This is a genomic window from Pseudomonas sp. NFACC02, assembly GCF_900110765.1.
In the GTDB taxonomy this organism is placed as follows: Bacteria; Pseudomonadota; Gammaproteobacteria; order Pseudomonadales; family Pseudomonadaceae; genus Aquipseudomonas.
Map to the genome: position 1 here is coordinate 34,516 of NZ_FOEO01000040.1, position 15,056 is coordinate 49,571.

At 59.3% G+C, this 15,056-nt stretch carries 14 protein-coding genes and 1 pseudogene; 13 read left to right on the plus strand and 2 right to left on the minus strand.

Translation table 11 applies throughout. From position 1 onward, the window contains the following. The first annotated feature begins 42 nt into the window (after nt 1-42). The 4 genes from BMY73_RS22840 to BMY73_RS22855 all read left to right on the plus strand — a co-directional run bounded on the left by BMY73_RS22840 (nt 43) and on the right by BMY73_RS22855 (nt 3,896). Nucleotides 43-1,053 carry a sulfate ABC transporter substrate-binding protein gene (locus BMY73_RS22840; RefSeq protein WP_092409966.1) on the plus strand — a complete coding sequence of 337 codons (1,011 nt, stop codon included), beginning with the start codon at nt 43-45 and terminating at the stop codon, nt 1,051-1,053. Nucleotides 1,054-1,196: 143 nt separating this feature from the next. Beyond that, nucleotides 1,197-2,018: a sulfate ABC transporter permease subunit CysT gene (cysT, locus tag BMY73_RS22845; RefSeq protein ID WP_062390660.1), complete on the plus strand. Its 822-nt coding sequence runs from the start codon at nt 1,197-1,199 to the stop codon at nt 2,016-2,018. Between the two features lie 12 nt (nt 2,019-2,030). Next, nucleotides 2,031-2,903: a sulfate ABC transporter permease subunit CysW gene (gene cysW / locus BMY73_RS22850; protein WP_092409968.1), complete on the plus strand. Its 873-nt coding sequence runs from the start codon at nt 2,031-2,033 to the stop codon at nt 2,901-2,903. A gap of 3 nt (nt 2,904-2,906) precedes the next feature. Beyond that, nucleotides 2,907-3,896, plus strand: a complete 990-nt coding sequence (locus tag BMY73_RS22855; protein WP_092409970.1) for a sulfate/molybdate ABC transporter ATP-binding protein — start codon at nt 2,907-2,909, stop codon at nt 3,894-3,896. Nucleotides 3,897-4,067: 171 nt separating this feature from the next. Here BMY73_RS22855 and BMY73_RS22860 read toward each other — a convergent pair whose 3' ends face one another. Beyond that, entirely contained in the window at nt 4,068-4,604 is a 537-nt protein-coding gene (locus tag BMY73_RS22860) for an Mpo1 family 2-hydroxy fatty acid dioxygenase (RefSeq protein ID WP_092409972.1), read from the minus strand. A gap of 103 nt (nt 4,605-4,707) precedes the next feature. Here BMY73_RS22860 and BMY73_RS22865 point away from each other — a divergent pair, with 103 nt between their 5' ends. Further along, entirely contained in the window at nt 4,708-5,418 is a 711-nt protein-coding gene (locus BMY73_RS22865) for a Crp/Fnr family transcriptional regulator (protein ID WP_092409974.1), read from the plus strand. Here BMY73_RS22865 and BMY73_RS22870 read toward each other — a convergent pair whose 3' ends face one another. Then, the gene (locus tag BMY73_RS22870; RefSeq protein WP_092409976.1) at nt 5,419-6,426 is read right to left on the minus strand and encodes an AraC family transcriptional regulator; all 1,008 of its coding nucleotides are present in this window, start codon (nt 6,424-6,426) and stop codon (nt 5,419-5,421) included. It abuts the gene before it with no gap. Nucleotides 6,427-6,552: 126 nt separating this feature from the next. On the opposite strand from BMY73_RS22870, the gene BMY73_RS22875 reads away from it, so the two are divergent. The 8 genes and pseudogenes from BMY73_RS22875 to BMY73_RS22910 all read left to right on the plus strand — a co-directional run bounded on the left by BMY73_RS22875 (nt 6,553) and on the right by BMY73_RS22910 (nt 14,994). Next, entirely contained in the window at nt 6,553-7,629 is a 1,077-nt protein-coding gene (locus BMY73_RS22875) for a fatty acid desaturase (protein ID WP_062390647.1), read from the plus strand. Nucleotides 7,630-7,910: 281 nt separating this feature from the next. Then, nucleotides 7,911-8,492, plus strand: coding sequence for an alpha/beta hydrolase (locus tag BMY73_RS22880; RefSeq protein WP_092409984.1), 582 nt, complete (start codon nt 7,911-7,913; stop codon nt 8,490-8,492). Between the two features lie 101 nt (nt 8,493-8,593). Beyond that, a pseudogene (locus tag BMY73_RS22885) lies at nt 8,594-9,421 on the plus strand (sigma 54-interacting transcriptional regulator); the annotation flags it as partial. A 346-nt stretch (nt 9,422-9,767) separates the two neighbouring features. Next, nucleotides 9,768-10,550, plus strand: coding sequence for a MetQ/NlpA family ABC transporter substrate-binding protein (locus BMY73_RS22890; protein WP_092409978.1), 783 nt, complete (start codon nt 9,768-9,770; stop codon nt 10,548-10,550). Nucleotides 10,551-11,044: 494 nt separating this feature from the next. Further along, nucleotides 11,045-11,941: a TauD/TfdA dioxygenase family protein gene (locus BMY73_RS22895; RefSeq protein ID WP_092409980.1), complete on the plus strand. Its 897-nt coding sequence runs from the start codon at nt 11,045-11,047 to the stop codon at nt 11,939-11,941. A 45-nt stretch (nt 11,942-11,986) separates the two neighbouring features. After that, nucleotides 11,987-12,868, plus strand: a complete 882-nt coding sequence (locus BMY73_RS22900; protein ID WP_092409982.1) for an ABC transporter ATP-binding protein — start codon at nt 11,987-11,989, stop codon at nt 12,866-12,868. Nucleotides 12,869-13,019: 151 nt separating this feature from the next. Further along, a complete protein-coding gene (locus BMY73_RS22905) occupies nt 13,020-13,886 on the plus strand; it encodes an ABC transporter permease (RefSeq protein ID WP_062390641.1) in 867 nt (288 codons plus the stop codon). 88 nt (nt 13,887-13,974) lie between these two features. Further along, a complete protein-coding gene (locus tag BMY73_RS22910) occupies nt 13,975-14,994 on the plus strand; it encodes an ABC transporter substrate-binding protein (protein ID WP_062390639.1) in 1,020 nt (339 codons plus the stop codon). Nucleotides 14,995-15,056: the final 62 nt, after the last annotated feature.

Genomic DNA, 15,056 nt, shown 5'->3' on the forward strand with positions numbered 1-15,056 from the left:
TTAGAAAAACCAACAACGCATAGTTTTCCAGGAGCTTGATTCATGTCCATTCGCCGTTACGCGCTGGCCGCTCTCGCCGTTGCCGTGTTTGCCGGTCCTGCCGTTGCCAAGGATTTCACCCTGCTGAACGTGTCCTATGACCCAACCCGCGAGTTGTATCAGGACTACAACGCCGAATTCATCAACTTCTGGAAAAAGTCCCACCCGGAGGACACCGTCAAGATCAACCAGTCCCACGGCGGTTCGGGCAAGCAAGCGCGTTCGGTCATTGACGGTTCTCCTGCCGACGTGGTGACCCTGGCACTGGCCGGTGACATCGACGAAATCGCCAAACTGGGCAAAACGCTTCCGGCTGACTGGCAGACCCAACTGCCCGACGCCAGCACGCCGTACACCTCGACAATCGTGTTTCTGGTGCGCAAGGGTAACCCCAAGGGCATTCACGATTGGGACGACCTGATCAAGGATGGCGTGTCGGTCATCACGCCAAACCCTAAAACATCGGGTGGGGCGCGCTGGAACTTCCTGGCGGCTTACGGCTATGGCCTGAAGTCCGGCGGTGGCGATGAAGCCAAGGCCAAGGAATACATCAGCAAGTTGTTCAAGCATGTGCCCGTGCTGGATACCGGCGCGCGGGGCTCGACCATCACTTTCGTCAACAACGGTCAGGGCGACGTGCTGCTGGCGTGGGAAAACGAAGCGTTTCTGGCGCTGAAAGAAGACGGCGGTGCTGACAAATTCGACATCGTCGTGCCTTCGCTGTCGATCCTTGCCGAGCCTCCTGTCGCCGTCGTCGATAAGAATGCCGAGAAACATGGCACCACCGAAATTGCGACCGAATACCTCAAGCATCTGTACAGCAAGGAGGGCCAGGAAATCGCGGCGAAGAATTTCTACCGTCCGCGCGACAAGGAAGTGGCTGCCAGGTATGAGAAGCAGTTTCCTGAACTGAACCTGCTGACCATCGATAAAGACTTCGGCGGCTGGAAATCGGCTCAACCGAAATTCTTCGACGATGGCGGGATCTTTGACCAGATCTATATCCCGCAGTAACGCAACAAATCTGTAGGAGCGCGCTCCTACAGGGGACACCGTGGCGGACAATGAGTTTTCTGATAGATTTTCCGCCGCGCGCCTACATTGGAATCAAACAACCCGGCCTCGCTCCGGGTTCCGTGTGTTAACCAAGGACACTCATGTCTCGACGCATATCCCCCGTCATACCCGGCTTCGGGCTGACGCTGGGCTACACCTTGGTGTACCTCAGCCTGATTGTGCTGATACCGCTTGCGGCCATGTTCATTCATGCCTCTCAGCTGAGCGCCGCTCAATTCTGGACCATCGTGACTGCACCTCGCGTGCTGGCCGCCCTCAAGTTGAGCTTCGGTACTGCGTTCTTTGCGGCCATCATCAACGGCATCATTGGTACGTTGTTGGCCTGGGTATTGGTTCGCTACACCTTCCCGGGACGCAAGATCATCGACGCGATGATCGACCTGCCGTTTGCGCTGCCCACGGCGGTTGCCGGTATTGCGCTGACCGCGCTGTACACCCCCACCGGTCTGGTGGGCCAGTTCGCCACCGATCTGGGCTTCAAGATCGCCTATACCCCGCTCGGCATAACCCTGGCACTCACATTTGTCACACTGCCTTTCGTGGTGCGCACCGTGCAGCCGGTGCTGGCCGATATTCCCCGTGAAGTCGAAGAAGCCGCTGCCTGTCTGGGCGCGCGACCGATCCAGGTGTTTCGCCACATTCTTGTGCCGGCGTTGCTGCCTGCCTGGCTGACCGGCTTCGCGTTGGCGTTCGCGCGGGGCGTGGGCGAGTACGGCTCGGTGATTTTCATCGCGGGCAACATGCCGATGAAGACCGAAATCCTGCCGCTGCTGATCATGGTCAAGCTCGACCAGTACGATTATGCCGGCGCTACTGCCATCGGGGTCATGATGCTGGTGGTGTCGTTCATTCTCTTGCTGCTGATCAACCTGTTGCAGCGACGCATCGAAACCCCTAACTGAGGAGGCGCACGTATGTCTGGTTCATCGCTTATTTCCGCTTCCTCCGCCAATGCCGCCCGTCGCGGCAGCGCGGTGTCGCGGCGCCTTCTGATCGGCCTTGCCTGGCTGATCTTTGCGCTGTTTTTGTTGTTGCCCCTTTTTGTGGTCGTCGGTCAGGGCCTGAAAAACGGCCTGGGTGGTTTTTTCACGGCGATTCTTGAGCCGGATGCGCTCTCGGCACTCAAGCTCACGGTCTATGCCGTTCTGATTTCAGTGCCACTGAACGTTGTATTCGGTGTCGCGGCGGCGTGGTGCGTGAGCAAGTACTCGTTTCGTGGCAAAGCGATCCTGGTCACGCTCATCGACCTGCCGTTCTCGGTATCGCCGGTGATTGCCGGTCTGGTCTACATCCTGATGTTTGGCGCCCGGGGCATCTTCGGGCCGTGGTTGCAGGATCACGATATTCAGATCGTCTTTGCGTTGCCGGGCATCGTGCTGGCGACCATCTTCGTGACCGTGCCGTTCGTGGCGCGCGAGCTGATCCCGCTGATGCAGGAACAAGGCACGCAGGAAGAAGAGGCCGCACGGCTGCTGGGCGCTAACGGCTGGCAGATGTTCTGGCACGTCACGGTGCCCAACATCAAATGGGGCCTGATCTATGGCGTGGTGCTGTGTACCGCGCGGGCGATGGGTGAGTTCGGCGCGGTGTCAGTGGTGTCTGGCCACATCCGCGGCGTGACCAACACCCTGCCGCTGCATGTCGAGATTCTCTACAACGAGTACAACCACGTGGCTGCATTTGCCGTGGCGAGCCTGTTATTGATCCTTGCGCTGTTCATCCTGCTGCTCAAGCAGTGGAGCGAAGCGCGCATTAGCCGTCTGCGCCGAAGCGCGGCGGAGGAATAATTCATGTCGATCGAAGTCCGTAACGTCAGCAAGAATTTCAACGCCTTCAAGGCCCTCGACAGCATCAGTCTGGACATCCAGAGTGGCGAGCTGGTCGCGTTGTTGGGCCCGTCCGGTTGTGGCAAGACCACGCTGTTGCGCATCATTGCCGGGCTGGAAACGCCGGATCAGGGCAGCATCGTGTTCCACGGTGAGGACGTCTCCGGCCATGATGTGCGGGATCGCAACGTCGGTTTCGTGTTCCAGCACTATGCGTTGTTTCGCCACATGACGGTGTTCGACAACGTCGCCTTCGGCCTGCGCATGAAACCGAAGAATCAGCGCCCGACCGAAAGCCAGATCGCCGCCAAGGTTCATGAACTGTTGAACATGGTGCAACTGGACTGGCTGGCGGACCGCTATCCGGAGCAACTGTCCGGTGGTCAGCGTCAGCGTATTGCGCTGGCACGTGCATTGGCCGTCGAACCGAAGGTGTTGCTGCTGGATGAGCCGTTCGGTGCGCTGGACGCCAAGGTGCGTAAGGAACTGCGCCGCTGGCTGGCGCGTCTTCACGAAGACATCAACCTGACGTCAGTGTTCGTGACCCACGACCAGGAAGAAGCCATGGAAGTGGCCGACCGGATCGTCGTCATGAACAAGGGTGTGATCGAGCAGATCGGCTCTCCGGGCGAGGTTTACGAGAACCCGGCCAGCGATTTCGTCTATCACTTCCTGGGCGACTCCAACCGTCTGCATTTGGGCGAAGACAACCACGTGCTGTTTCGTCCGCACGAGGTGTCGTTGTCGCGCCATGAAGTGGAAGGGCATCACGCCGCCGAAGTGCGCGACATTCGGCCGTTGGGTGCAACGACACGCGTGACGCTGAAGGTCGAAGGGCAACCGGACCTGATCGAAGCGGAAGTGGTGAAGGATCACGACAGCCTGATCGGTCTGGCGCGCGGGGAGACGTTGTTCTTCAAGCCGAAGGTGTGGCAGAAGGTCGAGAGCATCTGATACGGGATCTGGCCGAACCCTGTAGGAGCGTGGCTTGTCCCGCGATCTGCCGGGTACCGGCAGCAACGTTACAAATGCGATGTGACTGACACACCGCATTCAACCGTTTTTACTGCCGCTTCGCGCCAGATCGCGGGACAAGCCACGCTCCTACAGTTGATTGGCTCGGGCTTAAACCGCTGCCTTCTTCAGATTCCGTTTGTGCGTGCGGCCCACTTTGCCTTCGATGTTGTTCTGCAGCTTCTTCCGCATTCCCATCAGAAAAGCGGCTTCGGCCACCACGAACAGCGGGCCGATGATCAGGCCTGTGACGTCGTCGACGAACGCCGGTTTGCGGCCTTCGTAATAATGCCCCACGAACTGAATCACCCAGCCGACCACGAACAGCCCGACGCCGGAGGTGAGCCAGACCAGCGTGCTCTGCTGCGCCAGGTGCGCGCCGATCCACAGGAACAGTGCCAGCACGATGCCCATTGCCACGCCGAAAGGCCTGTCCAGGCGCAGATAGAACAACGTGGCGGCCACGGTGGCCAACAACGCGGGCGACAGCCACAGCTCGCCCAGCGACCAACTGCTCCAGCCCGGTCGTGACAACAGCACGGCCACTGCCAGGACGATCAGCGGGACGCCGACGAAGTGGGTGAGTATGTTCCGGGTATCACGGTGGTACGCCGCGTACTGGCTGAGGTGATCGACGAGGTTTTTCATTGTTATTCCTCCCTTGATGCGTGGATCATGCCGCTGATTTTCGGCTGGGCCTATTGGCTGGCCCAGCCTGCAATAAAACGCCAGCGAGAAAAAGGAGATTCACATGACGAATGGAACCCAATGGCGCTCATGGTTGGACAACGACAAATGGTTCAGTGAGTTGCCCGGCTCCTTGCAGGATAGTCTGCTGACGGTCATGCGGCAGCGACGCGTGACGCCCGGCAAACGGGTCTTCGAGTACGGCAAGCCGGCCTGCGGTCTGTACGCGTTACTCGACGGTTCAATTCGCTTCAATGACCTCAAGAGCCAACAACAATGGCAACCTCAGCCAACCCAGGTGAGGCCGTACTGGTTCGGCGAGGTGTCCCTGTTCGACGAGCAGCCCCGCCTGCGTGATGCCTACGCCGAAGGCCAGGTCATCCTGCTGCACCTCCCTCAGGCGCCGCTTCAAGCGTTGCTGCGCGATCATCCGCATTACTGGCGCTGGTTCGGCCAGTTGCTGGGGCGAAAGTTGGGGTTGATGGTGCCGCCTCCCGATGAGTTGAGGCTGATGCCGACCAAAGAACGCGTCGCCTTTCGCCTGCTGATGCTTGCCGAAGGTTATGGCGACATGGATAGATCCACTCGCGTTGTACCGGTTCACGACATACTGTCCAGGCGTCGGCTGGGGTTGTTGCCTGAGGTGGTTGAGCGGGTGATTGCCGAGTTTGCCGAGCGCGGCATTCTGCGCGGTGAGCACGATGCCATCCACATTCTCGATACCGACCGGCTGCGCAAGGCGGCTCTGCACCGACTGACACCGTTGATCGCTTGATCAGCGAAGCATGCTGTCGCGGTACTGGCTGGGCGTCATGCCGGTCCAGCGCTTGAACGCGCGGCTGAAACTGCTGGTGTCGGCAAATCCCAATAGGTAGGCGATTTCGCCCAGTGAACTGCCAGGATCGCGCATATGCTGCAGCGCCAGATTCTGTCGGCACTGATTGAGCAGCAGGTCGTAGCTGCAGCCTTCGTCCGCAAGATGGCGCTGCAAGCTGCGCAGGCTCAGATGAAGGTGCTGGGCGATGCGTTCGGCCGACGGTTCGCCTTCCGGGAGTTGGGTTTCGATGGCGCCGCGCACTTTGCGCTCCCAGGTCAGTGGGCTGAGCTTCTCTATGGCGCGGTTGAGTACGGTCTCGTTGTGCTCGGCCAGTTCAGGATTGGCGTCGTCCAGATGGCTGTCGAAATCGTCGCAGGCGAACGCCAGCAGATTGTCCGGCGCGCCGAAAAACAGCGGCGCGCGAAACACGTCATGCCAGGGTTTTGGATCTGCCGGTTGTGGCCGCATCAGGTGCACGGCGAGCGGCGCGTAGTGGCGCCCCAATCGATTTCTGCAGGTGCGCACGTAGATTGCGGCGAACGCGTCCATGGCTTCATTGGCGGGCATCGGTCCGCCTTCCGGTACGCGAAAACGAAACTCATAGCGGTCGCCCACACGGACAAAGCTCAAGTCCAGCGCGTCGCTCACCACCGGGTGATAACGCACGATGCGTTCGAACACTTCTCGAAGCGAGCCGCTGGCCACCAGCGCGTAACCGAGTGCGTGAAAGGTCGTCGGACTGACGAAGCGCGACACCCGCAAGCCCAGCGCCGGGTCGCCACTGGCCTGCACTGCCAATTGCCAAAAACGCGTAGTGACAGTGACCGGGTAGCGCGCGTTCGGGTCGTCCATCAGTTGCGAATCCAGCCCCGCAGCCTGACCCAGCGCAAGACCGTCGAGGCCGAGGGCGTCGAGTTGCTTGCGCAGGGCGCGGGTCCAGCTGGCGAGAACACTCGGCTCAGGCATACAGATTGGCGCTTCCGGTCAACGGGTTGGCGTTCACGGCCGGGCGGCTTTACGCCACGTACGGCACAGTGAAGCAGTGGTTTCACGTTGAAACATATTTCAATAATAAAACCGGAGAATGGAAGCATGCACGACACTTCTGCAAGCGCTGCCGGCCTGAATGCGCAGCAGCGATCAGCGCACATTCGCGCGGTAGTGATGGCGCATGGCAACGCGCTGCGCGAACGCTACCCCCTCCTTGCGCATCAAGACGCAATCGGTGTCGGCATTCTGGTTGTCGCACTGGCGGGCATGATGGGCAGCGCGGCGCTCTATCTCGGTGGATACATGGCCTGGTGGATATGCGTACTGCTCAACGCATTCTTTGCGTCGCTGACCCACGAGCTGGAGCACGACCTGATCCACAGCATGTATTTCCGAAAACACCGGGTGCCGCACAACCTGATGCTGGCGCTGGTGTGGATGGCGCGGCCGAGCACCATCAATCCCTGGATTCGCCGGCATCTGCATCTTAACCATCACAAGGTGTCCGGCACCGAAGCGGACATGGAAGAGCGCGCCATCACCAACGGCGAGCCATGGGGCATCGCGCGTCTGCTGATGGTGGGCGATAACGTAATGTCGTCGCTCATTCGCATGCTGCGGGCGAAAACCTGGGCGCATAAGTTCAGCATTCTCAAACGCACGTTGCGGGTTTATGCGCCGCTGGCGTTGCTCAACTGGAGTGCCTGGTACGTGTTCCTCGGCTTTCATGCAGTCAATGGCGTCGCCAGCCTGACGGGGTTTGCTATCGACTGGTCGGCCAATACGCTGGCGTTCATGCATGTCATCGACATCGCGGCGGTCGTGATCGTCGGGCCCAACGTGTTGCGGACCTTCTGCCTGCATTTCGTCAGTTCCAACATGCATTACTACGGCGATGTCGAGCCAGGCAACGTCATGCAGCAGACCCAGGTGCTCAACCCCTGGTGGCTGTGGCCGCTTCAGGCATTCTGCTTCAACTTCGGCAGCACCCACGGCATCCATCACTTTGTGGTGAAGGAGCCGTTCTACATCCGCCAGATGACGGCGCCGGTGGCGCACAAGGTCATGGCCGAAATGGGGGTTCGTTTCAATGATTTCGGGACGTTCGGTCGGGCGAACCGGTTTGCGACGCTCCATTCGGCAGACGTAAAAAACGCACTTAAGCCCGTACGCGGTTGAACTTGTAGGAGCGCGCTTGCGAGAAATTTCACGGTTTAAAAATTTCTGTAACAACCGGCTCGTATTCTTCACTCATCCCCGGCGAGCTTGGGGGCAGACAGCGTGATTATCAGGGCTACTCCTTAAGGCAGGGGGTGGCCCTCTTTTTTTGCAGCGCTGGCGCATGAGAGTGCGATATATGGCTTTCGGTTATTAATAAATATCTTCTTATTCTTTTTCGAATATATATCTCGTCCCTATACTCGCCGCCATGAACGCAGAAAATGCAGGAGGCGAAAGCCATGCATAAAGAATCGATCCGTTACCTGATCGTGCCAGGCTGGCAAGGATCTGCCGACGACCATTGGCAAACTCACTGGCAGAACAGCTTGCCCAACAGCGTGCGCGTGGAACAGGCCGATTGGCTGAAACCGCGCCGCGAAGACCGGGTAGGGGAGCTGCAGCGTGTGATCGCCGCCGAAAGTTCTCCGGTGATTCTGATCGCCCACAGCCTGGGATGCGTGACTGTAGCGCATTGGGCCCAGTTGGCCCCGCTGGAAACCCTGAGTCAGGTGCGTGGGGCGTTGCTGGTGGCGCCTGCCGATGTCGAGCGTCCGAACTGCCCGCCTGCCCTTCGCAACTTTGCGCCGATCCCCGAGCACTTGCTGCCGTTCCCGAGCCAGGTGGTCAGCTCCGACAACGATTCCGCCGTCAGCGCCTTGCGTGCGATGGAGATGGCCCGCAATTGGGGCGCTGAAATCGGCATCCTCAGCGGTGCCGGACACATCAACGTCAAGTCCGGTCACCAGCGTTGGGAACAGGGTTTTGCTTACCTGTACCGCTTGCAAGGTCGAATCGAGCAATCGGCCCGGCGTCGTGCCTGAAGGCCTTTCGATCACTGGTTTTTTGGCCGCAGCGAACGCACAGGCGCTGCGGCCTTTTTTTTAACGCTCAGGTCGATGGAAGGCTTGGGCGGGAGACTGCCATGAGCCATTCCACCCTGTTGAACCAGCCAACGAGTCAGCCGCTGCTGACCTTTCCTGACGCTGAAAAGAGCCCATTGAGCATTCGCGCCAAGGCGCTGGTGTTCGTCGATCCTCGCTCCCGTCGCTTGCGCGAAGAAATGGAGCAACTGGCGCCCCTGGATTTGCCGGTGTTGATTCGAGGCGAGCCAGGCACGGGTAAGGAGTTGCTGGCGCGACACATCCACCGAGGCAGCGACCGCTCCGGCTTGTTCGTGTCGGTGAACTGCGGGGCAATCAGCCCGACCTACGCCGACGCCGAGCTTTTTGGTTACGCCGCGGGCGCTCATACGGGGTCGGTCAGCAGTCGAGCGGGGTGGTTCGGTTCGGCGACAGGCGGGACCTTGTATCTGGACGAGATCGCCGACCTGCCGCTGTCGATCCAGATCAAATTGCTGTCTGCGCTGGAAAACCATGAAGTCACTCGGGTAGGCGCGCAGCAACCCACTCCCGTGGACGTAAGACTCGTGGCCGCGACCAGCATCGACCTGAGCCTGGCGGTGGCCGCCGGGAAGTTCCATGAGCGCCTGTATCGCTATCTGAGCGAGGGGCGACTGGACTTGCCGCCACTGCGTGAGCAACCGGGCAATATCTTGCCGCTGGCGGAGTATTTTCTCGGCATCTACAGTCAGCGTCTGGACTTCTCCACACCGTTGATCAGCGAGGCGGCGCAGCAGGTGCTGGAAGCGCATTACTGGCCTGGCAACACACGAGAGCTGGAAAACGTCATTCACTTCGCGCTGCTGGTGAGCAGCGGGGCGGAGATTCTTCCTGAACATCTGAATTTGCCTGGAAGACATTAAGCCGCCTCTGCAGATGCGCACTTGGTCGGGGTCGTATTCGGACGATGTGATATGTCTCCTACATCAATGTCACTGGCGCTACCGCAATCGCGGGCAACCGCGCTCCCACAGAATGTCGGGGTGATAACTGATCTAGACGGCTGATCAGAGGCTGTCTGCTGGCAAAACGCTTCCTGAGAACCAAAAAGCATAAACATCCGACGAAAAAGTATTGTCTCGGAATAAAAAATCTCGGTAATGTCCGCTCCAGCCGCCACCCTGCCAAGGGCGATACCCGCGGCACTATCGAGAGAGGTTGCCCACAAGGCGACCGGATTTTTCCTAAGGAAATCGCATGAAAAAGACGTTGTTGTTCACCGCTCTGGCGGCTGCCCTTTCCATCGGCGTGGCGCACGCTGGCGAGAAACTCGTGGTCGGCGCGACTCCGGTCCCGCACGCCGAGATCCTTGAGCTGATCAAGCCTGAACTGGCCAAAGAAGGCGTAGACCTGGAAATCAAGGTTTTCACCGACTATGTGCAGCCCAACGTTCAGTTGAACGAAAAACGTCTGGACGCCAACTACTTCCAGACCAAGCCGTATCTGGACGGCTTCAACAAGGGTAAAGGCGCGACGCTGGTGACTGGCGTTGGCGTACACGTCGAACCGTTCGGCGGCTACTCGAAGAAGTACAAGTCGCTGGCGGAGTTGCCGGAAGGCGCAACCATCGCCATTCCTAACGAAGGCAGCAACGCCGGTCGTGCGCTGTTGCTGTTGCAGAAAGCCGGTCTGATCACCCTGAAGAACCCGACCGACGCACTGGCAACCCCGAAAGACATCGCCACCAACCCCAAGAAATTCAAGTTCCGCGAGCTGGAATCGGCCGTGCTGCCGCGTGTGCTGGATCAGGTCGATCTGGACATGATCAACACCAACTACGCGCTGGAAGCCAAACTGAGCCCAAAAAAGGACGCGCTGATTCTGGAAGGTTCGGACTCGCCATACGTGAACTACCTGGTCACCCGTACCGACAACGCTCACACCGACGCGATCGAGAAATTGTCGAAGGCGCTGACCAGCCAGCAAGTCAAAGACTTCATCAACAAGAAGTATGACGGCGCGGTATTGCCAGCGTTTTGATTGGAAGATGAATGCGCGGCGAAAGCGCATTCATCTGTAGGAGCGCGCCGTTAAGGGTGCGCGGAGTCAGGGCTCACCGACCCACGTTTCTCACGCCGACGGCTTGTACATGCGTCGGCGTTTTTGCATGGAAGCCCAGAGCGCGGTGTAGGGCGATGAGCAGTTTCACGTTGTCTTCATGCGCTTTGTCTTGCGAATGATCGTTGTCGTTTCCGCGTACTGGCATCGTCGTTCCTCTTCTTTCTGCTTATCCCGAAGATCGGTTCATTCGCAGGCGGTGCCTGGCTGCGAGATGCGGAATAGACAGCAATCATGGGCTTCGGGTTCTCGCTGGAACATAAGAATTGATATCGGTCAGGTCACGGAAAAGGGCACTGCGGTCGCCCTAGTTCTTTCAGCGCTATTCATATGCTCTAACGATATTTAAAATTCCGTTCTTATAGCTATAAAGTTCCGACACCTAAGCCCTATGCCTTTTTGGAGTCGGAGTTCTCATGCCAGCAGCCTCCCAAGCTTCCTTGTCCTCGCAAGCGCCGGATCAATTGTTCGAGGTGCGTCCGTTCGCCGAAAAGGTGGGCGCAGAAATCGTCGGCCTGGACCTGTCCCGCCCGCTGAATGACGCAGACTTTGCTCGCGTACACCGTGCGCACCTGGAATACCACGTCGTGGTGTTCCGCGATCAGCAGATTACCCCGCAACAGCAGATCGACTTCAGCCGTCGTTTTGGCGTGCTGCAGATTCACGTACTCAAGCAGTTCCTGCTCGCCAACCACCCGGAAATCCTGATCGTCTCCAACATCGTCGAGAACGGTCAGCCGGTCGGTCTGGGTGACGCGGGCAAATACTGGCACTCGGACCTTTCCTACAAAGAACTGCCGAGCCTCGGTTCGATGCTCTATGCGCAGGAGCTGCCCAGCGAAGGCGGCGACACGCTGTTCGCCGACATGCACCTGGCGTGGGACACGTTGCCTGAGCACCTGCGCAAAGCCGTCGAAGGTCGTAGCGCGGTTCACAGCTACACCGCCCGCTACCGCGAGGGTCGTAATGCCGAAAACTGGCGTCCGACGCTCAGTGCCGAGCAACTGGCGCAAGTGGCCGTCGTCAGTCATCCGATCGTGCGTACCCACCCGGAAAACGGCCGCAAGGCCTTGTTCGTCAGCGAAGGGTTCACCACCCATATCGTGGGTCTGCCCGAGGACGAGAGTCAGCAGATCCTCAACGAACTGTACGCCCACAGCGTGCGTCCGGAAGGCGTCTATCGCCACGAGTGGCAGGAAAACGACATGGTGTTCTGGGACAACCGTTCGCTGATTCACCTGGCCGGCGGTACGCCCGATCACCTGCGTCGCCGGCTGCATCGCACCACCATCCAGGGCGACGCGCCGTTCTGATTCCGCAGCCTCGATTCCGGCAACCCTTATTCAGGAGCCCGTTCAATGAATGCTGTTCTGCAAAGCCACACGGCTAGCGATCGCTTGAGTGCGCAACAGGTCAATCAGCCTACCGCTGAAGCGCTGTTGCAAGTCCAGGGCGTAAGCCTTGAATACCGCACGCCGGAACGCGTGGTGCGGGCCACCCATCAAGTCAGTTTCGAAATCGATCCTGCTGATCGTTTCGTGTTGCTCGGCCCTTCGGGGTGCGGCAAGTCGACCCTGCTCAAAGCGGTTGCCGGCTTTATTCAACCCAGCGAAGGGCAGATTCGTCTGGCCGGTCAGCCAGTCAGGGAACCGGGGCCGGACCGAATCGTGGTGTTTCAGGAGTTCGACCAGCTTCCGCCCTGGAAGATGGTGATCGAGAACGTCATGTTTCCGCTGCTGGCCTCACGTACGCTCAAGCGTCGGGAAGCCGAAGAGCGTGCGCGGCATTACCTGGAAAAGGTCGGTTTGAGTGCGTTCGCCGACGCCTATCCGCACACGTTGTCGGGCGGCATGAAAGCCCGTGTCGCCATTGCCCGCGCCCTGGCGATGCAACCGAAAATCCTGCTGATGGACGAGCCGTTCGCGGCGCTCGATGCGCTGACCCGTCGCAAGATGCAGGAAGAGTTGCTGGAGCTGTGGGAAGAGGTGCGTTTCACGCTGCTGTTCGTCACGCACTCTATCGAAGAAGCGCTCGTGGTGGGCAACCGGATTCTGCTGCTGTCGCCGCATCCGGGGCGTGTTCGCGCCGAGATCAACAGCCATCAGTACGACCTGAAAAGCCTGGGCGGCGTGGATTTCCAGCGCTCGGCGCAACGTATTCACCGGCTGCTGTTCGATGAAGGCGAAGCGCCTGTGGCCGAAGAAGATCTGCGGTTTCAGGATATTCGTATTGCCTATTAGCAAGTGCATCCCCTTGTAGGAGCGCGCTTGCCCGCGATTGCGGTATTTCTGTGACATTGATGTCGCCTGACACGACCCAATCGTCCGGATGCGGCCCAGACCAAGCGCGCTCCTACAGGGGGTTAGGTCGACTTAAAGAGAGATTTCCAAAATGAGCCTTTCACCCCCGATCCGCGAAGAGTATGAAGTCGCGCTGGAGCCTTTCACTCAGGAAGACCTGGCCCGCGACATTCCTCTCGCACAACGCATCTGGCAACTGAGCTGGGTGCGCAAGAGCGTGATTCTGATTGCCCTGGCGGTGATCTGGGAAATCGCTGCGCGTATTCAGGGCAACGACCTGTTGCTGCCCAGCTTCCTGCAAACCACTCACGCTTTTGTCGATGGCATCGTCACCGGCGAGCTGCTGGCCAAGGTCTGGATTTCCCTGACCGTGCTGGTCAAGGGCTACCTGATCGGCATCGTTCTGGCCTTCGGTTTGACCACGCTGGCGGTGTCCACGCAACTGGGCCGCGACCTGCTCGGGACGCTGACCGCGATGTTCAACCCGCTGCCGGCCATTGCGCTGCTGCCGTTGTCGCTGCTGTGGTTCGGCCTTGGCGAGAACAGTTTGATTTTCGTACTGGTGCATTCGGTGCTGTGGGCCTTGGCCCTTAACACCTACGCCGGATTTCTCGGTGTTTCGGAAACCCAGCGCATGGCCGGTCGCAACTATGGCCTCAAAGGCCTGCGCTTCGTCTGGTACATCCTGATTCCAGCGGCGCTGCCGTCGATTCTGGCGGGCCTGAAAATCGGCTGGGCGTTTGCCTGGCGCACCCTGATCGCCGCCGAGCTGGTCTTCGGCGCGTCGTCGGGCAAAGGCGGGCTGGGCTGGTACATCTTCCAGAACCGCAACGAGCTGTACACCGACAAGGTGTTCGCTGGCCTGGCGGCCGTGATCATCATCGGTCTGCTGGTGGAAAACCTGCTGTTCAGCAATGTCGAGCGCCTGACTGTGAAACGGTGGGGCATGCAGCGCTGATCGGTCATTAGAAGATTATTTCGCTGACTGGACCGGACCGCCGGACATGAAGCTTTCCAACATTTTTCGCGTTTATTGTGAGGATTCTATGGGGACTTCATCCAAATACCCGATGCTGGCCGCGCTAGCAGCCACGGTGGGTCTGGTCGGTGCGCTGTCGAGCAGCGGCGCCCATGCCGAGGGCAAGATCAGCATCGCCCAGCAGTTCGGCATCGGCTATCTGATTCTCGACGTGGTGCAACAGCAGAAGCTGATCGAGAAACACGGCAAGGAGCAGGGCATCGACATCAAGGTCGACTGGAACAGCATTTCCGGCGCCACCGCCATGAACGAAGCTCTGCTGGCCGGGGCGTTGGATGTGGTGTCGGCCGGCGTGCCGCCGATGCTGACCATCTGGGACCGCACCAAGGGCAGACAGAACGTCAAAGCCATCGCGTCTCTGGGCTCAATGCCTAACTACCTGCTCAGCAACAAGCCGGACGTGAAGACGATCAGCGACTTCACCGACAAGGATCGCATTGCCGTGCCCGCGGCAGGCGTGGGCTTCCAGTCGCGTACCTTGCAGATCGAAACGGCCAGGCTGTTCGGGAACGACAACTACAAGAAGTTCGACAACATCTCCGTCAGCCTGCCGCACCCGGACGCCACCTCGGCGCTGATCGCGGGCGGCTCTGAAATCAGCGCGCATTTCTCAAGCCCGCCGTTTCAATATCAGGAGCTGGAAAGCCCGAACGTGCACAAAGTGCTGAGTTCTTACGACGTCCTGGGCGGTCAGGCGACGTTCAACGTGCTGTACACCACGCAGAAATTCCACGACGAAAACCCGAAGACCTACAAGGCCTTCTACGACGCGTTGGCCGAAGCCGAGAAAATCATCAAGGCCGATAAACCGGCAGCGGCGAAGACCTACATCGAGGTCGAGAAATCCAGGCTGCCGCTGCCGTTGGTGGAAAAGATCGTCTCCGATCCTGAAATCGACTTCACCGTCGTGCCGCAGCGCACCTTCATCTACGCCGAGAAACTGCATGAAATCGGCGTCTTGAAAAACAAGGCCGACAGCTGGAAAGATTTCTTCTTTGAAGAAGCCCATGGTGGTGCGGGGAGCTGATCCAGCCAGTCGGTCTTGCGCTAAACCCTGTGGGAGCCGGCTTGCTGGCGAATGCGGAGGGT

What these genes read in the sequence shown, in the direction of transcription:
- BMY73_RS22840 (WP_092409966.1), top strand. Translation starts at nt 43, where the DNA reads ATGTCCATTCGCCGTTACGCGCTGGCCGCTCTCGCCGTTGCCGTGTTT.
- cysT (WP_062390660.1), top strand. Translation starts at nt 1,197, where the DNA reads ATGTCTCGACGCATATCCCCCGTCATACCCGGCTTCGGGCTGACGCTG.
- cysW (WP_092409968.1), top strand. Translation starts at nt 2,031, where the DNA reads ATGTCTGGTTCATCGCTTATTTCCGCTTCCTCCGCCAATGCCGCCCGT.
- BMY73_RS22855 (WP_092409970.1), top strand. Translation starts at nt 2,907, where the DNA reads ATGTCGATCGAAGTCCGTAACGTCAGCAAGAATTTCAACGCCTTCAAG.
- BMY73_RS22860 (WP_092409972.1), bottom strand. Translation starts at nt 4,604, where the DNA reads ATGAAAAACCTCGTCGATCACCTCAGCCAGTACGCGGCGTACCACCGT.
- BMY73_RS22865 (WP_092409974.1), top strand. Translation starts at nt 4,708, where the DNA reads ATGACGAATGGAACCCAATGGCGCTCATGGTTGGACAACGACAAATGG.
- BMY73_RS22870 (WP_092409976.1), bottom strand. Translation starts at nt 6,426, where the DNA reads ATGCCTGAGCCGAGTGTTCTCGCCAGCTGGACCCGCGCCCTGCGCAAG.
- BMY73_RS22875 (WP_062390647.1), top strand. Translation starts at nt 6,553, where the DNA reads ATGCACGACACTTCTGCAAGCGCTGCCGGCCTGAATGCGCAGCAGCGA.
- BMY73_RS22880 (WP_092409984.1), top strand. Translation starts at nt 7,911, where the DNA reads ATGCATAAAGAATCGATCCGTTACCTGATCGTGCCAGGCTGGCAAGGA.
- BMY73_RS22890 (WP_092409978.1), top strand. Translation starts at nt 9,768, where the DNA reads ATGAAAAAGACGTTGTTGTTCACCGCTCTGGCGGCTGCCCTTTCCATC.
- BMY73_RS22895 (WP_092409980.1), top strand. Translation starts at nt 11,045, where the DNA reads ATGCCAGCAGCCTCCCAAGCTTCCTTGTCCTCGCAAGCGCCGGATCAA.
- BMY73_RS22900 (WP_092409982.1), top strand. Translation starts at nt 11,987, where the DNA reads ATGAATGCTGTTCTGCAAAGCCACACGGCTAGCGATCGCTTGAGTGCG.
- BMY73_RS22905 (WP_062390641.1), top strand. Translation starts at nt 13,020, where the DNA reads ATGAGCCTTTCACCCCCGATCCGCGAAGAGTATGAAGTCGCGCTGGAG.
- BMY73_RS22910 (WP_062390639.1), top strand. Translation starts at nt 13,975, where the DNA reads ATGGGGACTTCATCCAAATACCCGATGCTGGCCGCGCTAGCAGCCACG.